The organism is Nostoc sp. 'Peltigera membranacea cyanobiont' 232 (assembly GCF_002245985.1).
Taxonomy (GTDB): Bacteria; Cyanobacteriota; Cyanobacteriia; order Cyanobacteriales; family Nostocaceae; genus Nostoc.
On the sequence record NZ_NOLK01000333.1, the window covers coordinates 1 to 3,007 of the forward strand.

The following is a 3,007-nucleotide window of genomic DNA, read 5'->3' on the forward strand; positions in this document are numbered from 1 at the left end:
GCTTGCTCGTCTCAAAAAAAGTATTTCACAGACGAGTAAGCTTTTTCTACCTTCAAAAACTTTTTGGGCAACCCTCCACCGTTATCGCTTCCATTTCACAGCCTCTACAAAAAATAGCGATCGCAGCCAAGCGCCCACTGCTATTAACGCATTAATACTTGTAATGCTTATGCAGCAAGGTTTGTAGCTTTTCTTAGTGCCATTCAGAACTGGATGCGTTTGTAGCCCCACTCAAGGGCGCGATCGCAAGCACGAACAATCATGCCTTCGAGTCGGCTACGCACCTGCTTCCATCCCGACTCATCAAATTTTTGATGCCTGTTTCCCATGAATGCCACTTTTAGGGTTGGTTTATCTTCTATGAGGCAATCAACAAACTCCTGGGGCAGCCAGATATTAGGAGGAAGATTGAAATTGCTAATCAGAGAAGCTATCTCTAGGTCGGTGTATCCTGCAAGGTTGCATCCAATCCTAGTTGTTAGGAATTCTAGTTCAGAATGAGTATTTGCATATTCGACTAGTTTCTCAATCTGGGATTTGATTTGGAGAAGGGGGATTGACCGGATACCCTTACTTAGGTCTTTGGTTGCGATCGCCCAAGATTGTCCCTGCCTTCCTTGGGGATTACCGTATTCTGCATTGCAGTACTGTCGCGCAAATAAAGCACTTCCAGCACCATGTCTTCCTTCAGTGTTGCTGCCAAATACGAAAATCTGGTATGAAGCTAGTTTGGTAATTCTGTCAGGAATAATTTTGTAGGGATGATTATTTGACATTTGGTTCTTTTACCCAAAAGAAAAGATTGGGGTATCTGTGATTAAATTTTTCTACTTCTGCTTGAGCAGCAGTTAGGTTATCCCATAATTCCATCTCACCATAATCACCTCTTATCATTGCTTCTTGTCTAGAATTTGGATGAGTGAAAATTAAGGGTGATGCTTCTTTACTAGAATTTTTTCTTCGCCAATAAATACAGTAATTGTCCATTTTATATAAGCTGATAATAGAATGAATTACTATCAGGTTATATTTTTATTATGTTGACTGTTTAATTTGGCTTAAGGCTCTTAACATTTCTTCTCGGTTGAGATGTCGTTTCTTACCTGTTTTGGATTCTTGGATAGCGTAACTCCATTTTATTCCAGCTTGTGAGCATTTTTTTCTTAAGTGTTGAACAGTCATCTGTTTGGTTGTAAATACTTGATGTTTGTTTTTGGTAGATATCCAAATTTTGGATTTTTCAGTTAAGGTTTCGGTTTTAATTACAGTGGGTTTTATAGATGTAGTGCGGTTACAGTGTTTTTCAAAAGCGATAGATATCTCTATTAAGAACTGGAAAATAAAGAAAGTGGAAAATCCGTAAATAATCACGTAGAGAAGCCCTGTCAGCATATACTGTGCTAATTCCATTGTTGTAACTCCTGTTGATATAACTAGTAACTGGCTATTTATGAAGCGATATGCCAGCTTTATATTTATATTAAGCGTGAGCTTGTGTGATATTAAAAATGCTTTTTTACAAAATTACTCTGTCAGCTTTGATATTATCCCAAAACCAGAGATATTGAATATTATTGAATGACGTAAAAATATTTAATTGGTGCTTATTTATCGGAAATATTAATAAATTTTATATTAATTCAATGCTCAAGAATAAGTTATCTTTTAATACTTACTGTCTCCAAATGATGCTGAAACAGTAATGAAATAACTCTTGGGCTTGGTTTAGTAGTTATATGAAAATTTTATTTTATATATATTTAACAATTGTTTTGATATTATCTACTAACTGTACTACCATACTAAAAATAGCTTTCCAGCCAAGTATTATCCCCCAAAATCCGCTAACAAATAGACCAAATACTGACTTGAGGAAGATAACTCCCCTGTAATTTATCTCGATATTTGATTCAGCTTTGGCATAGATAAAACCATCCCCAATTTTATTTTCCAACTTCCTCATTTTTCGTTCTTCTTCTCTATCCCTTCTTTCTTCTTGTACCTTCCAACCCCAAGGAGAAAATCCTAAAATAATCGAAATTGGAAGATAGAATGGCCAGCTATATATATAGCCAAGGGAAGCATATATGATAAAAAAGGTTAGCCCCAAACCAGTGCGCCAAACTAAACACCAGAGGATAAACAAACTGTTGATAATAGCGTTACGGATAACTATACTTCGGTTTTTGTTATATGACATTTTAAGGCTGCTCCCGATGCCTAATATTTAAGTTTTTATTTAGGGTGATTGCATCCCTTCAGATTAAACTTAAACTTAGCAGTAGTTTGAATTATCATATTGATAGTTGAAAATAGAAACTACCTAATCAATTGCAATTACCTATTTAGCCACACTAAATAAGGTTAAATATACCAACCTATCGTAACGATGTTTGTACCTAGCCCGACATAGTTACTGTTGCTGTCATTGATATCTACAATTTCATCGATTATATCTTCACGGAGTTTAAAATTAGGCAAAGTTTTGATGATTTTTTTAAGAAGTTTAAAATGGTGCCATAGTTTAAAAAAAATAAAAATGATTAAGGTTTGACCCTTAACCATTTGATGATATTTTTGTAAAATGATGGGATATACCTATGTTTGATTCACATGGTTGGGGCGTATGCCATTAGTTGTGGTTTTTCTTGTTACGAGACTTACTACCTGATTGCACCTTAAACCGCACCTGCTTCCCGATACTTACCTCGGCAAGATTGCTAATATCTTTACCAGATTTATAAGCTTCAAGAATTGCCTTGTTATTAGCTTGGTACTTAATAACTCTAAATTCATCAGGAAAATCTTCATCATCTACTTCTACTAGTAATTTAGCGACCTTTGGTGGGTTATCCCTGATTTCTATTATCCTTTCCTTACCAGGGTTAGCGCATCTCAAACTCTATTGACAGTTGGATTCTAGCAGAGAGTTAAGTTTGAGAAAGCCGCCGTCAAAACGGAAAGCATATACTGATCATTCATAGCGGCTCGCCGAGACTTTTGGCGA

6 protein-coding genes are annotated in these 3,007 nt (G+C 35.9%); 1 reads left to right on the plus strand and 5 read right to left on the minus strand.

Features of this window, described 5'->3' with window-relative positions; all coding sequences use genetic code 11:
- The coding region (locus CDG79_RS44620) for a hypothetical protein (RefSeq protein WP_223278472.1) at positions 1–187 on the plus strand (187 nt) is incomplete at its 5' end.
- Positions 188–203: 16 nt separating this feature from the next.
- Here the strand turns inward: CDG79_RS44620 and CDG79_RS39945 are convergent.
- From CDG79_RS39945 to CDG79_RS39970, 5 genes are all read right to left on the minus strand, one after another.
- Entirely contained in the window at positions 204–776 is a 573-nt protein-coding gene (locus CDG79_RS39945; protein WP_094346973.1) for an A1S_2505 family phage non-structural protein, read from the minus strand.
- Positions 766–987, minus strand: a complete 222-nt coding sequence (locus CDG79_RS39950) for a hypothetical protein (protein ID WP_094346974.1) — start codon at positions 985–987, stop codon at positions 766–768. Before CDG79_RS39950 ends, CDG79_RS39945 begins: the two co-directional genes overlap by 11 nt.
- A 48-nt stretch (positions 988–1,035) precedes the next feature.
- Entirely contained in the window at positions 1,036–1,410 is a 375-nt protein-coding gene (locus CDG79_RS39955; RefSeq protein ID WP_094346975.1) for a hypothetical protein, read from the minus strand.
- Positions 1,411–1,750: 340 nt separating this feature from the next.
- On the minus strand, positions 1,751–2,200 hold the full coding sequence (locus tag CDG79_RS39960; protein ID WP_094346976.1) for a hypothetical protein: 450 nt from the start codon (positions 2,198–2,200) through the stop codon (positions 1,751–1,753).
- Positions 2,201–2,632: 432 nt separating this feature from the next.
- On the minus strand, positions 2,633–2,899 hold the full coding sequence (locus CDG79_RS39970; RefSeq protein WP_223278658.1) for a siphovirus Gp157 family protein: 267 nt from the start codon (positions 2,897–2,899) through the stop codon (positions 2,633–2,635).
- Positions 2,900–3,007: the final 108 nt, after the last annotated feature.